Here is a 1,009-nt window from a genome sequence, read left to right on the forward strand (position 1 = left end):
ACCAAATCCGAAGCTTTCCGCACCAAGAATCGCGGCCTTAACAACATCTAGCCCTGTTTTTAACCCGCCATCTACTTGAAGACGAATCTTATGGCGAAGGCCATTTGCAACCAGTGCTTGTTGGGTTTCTGCGAGGCCAAGTTCCCAAGGACTACCTGCGTATTTCACCGAAGTCAGTGGACTTGCGGCCGTACCGCCATCGTAACCTGAGATAGTGATGAGGTCGGCGTAAGCTTTTGCGACCCCTGTGGCTATGGTGCCAACACCAGGCTCGGAGACGAGTTTCACCGAAACCAGGGCATTCGGGTTGACTTGTTTTAGGTCGAAGATCAGCTGAGCTAAATCCTCAATCGAATAAATATCGTGATGTGGAGGAGGGGAGATTAACGTCACCCCTTGCACCGAGTAACGCAGCTTGGCGATTTCTGCCGTGACTTTGTGCCCTGGTAGCTGACCACCTTCACCAGGTTTAGCTCCTTGCGCAACCTTGATTTGCAGTACGTCTGCATTGGTTAGGTAATGAGGCGTAACCCCAAAACGGCCTGATGCGATCTGCTTGATTCGCGAGTTACGCTCGGTGCCAAAACGACGAGGATCTTCACCACCTTCGCCAGAGTTAGAGTAACCACCAAGACGGTTCATCGCCGTTGCAAGTGCTTCGTGTGCCTCTGGGCTCAACGCTCCGATAGACATGGCGGCAGAATCAAAACGTTTGAACAATTCTGTTTTAGGTTCGATTCGTTTAAGTGGCAATGGCGAGTCAGTTTTTTTCAGTGCCATTAGGTCACGCAACATCGCGACAGGGCGCTCGTTTACTTGTTTGGCAAAACTTTGATAATCGTTACTTTCACCAGATTTCACCGCTTTTTGCAGTGTGCCAACCACATCAGGGTTGTAGGCATGGTACTCACCGCCATGTACGTATTTGAGTAATCCACCATGTTCAATCGATTTACGTTTTGCCCACGCCTTGCGGGACAAGTTGGTTAAATCTTGTTGGAAATCATCA

1 protein-coding gene is annotated in these 1,009 nt (G+C 49.8%); it reads right to left on the reverse strand.

The genetic code is table 11. From position 1 onward, the window contains the following. The coding region (locus tag R8269_RS26555) for a glutamate synthase-related protein (protein ID WP_318223081.1) at positions 1-1,009 on the reverse strand (1,009 nt) is incomplete at both ends.

It is taken from the genome of Vibrio sp. Vb0667, assembly GCF_033391095.1.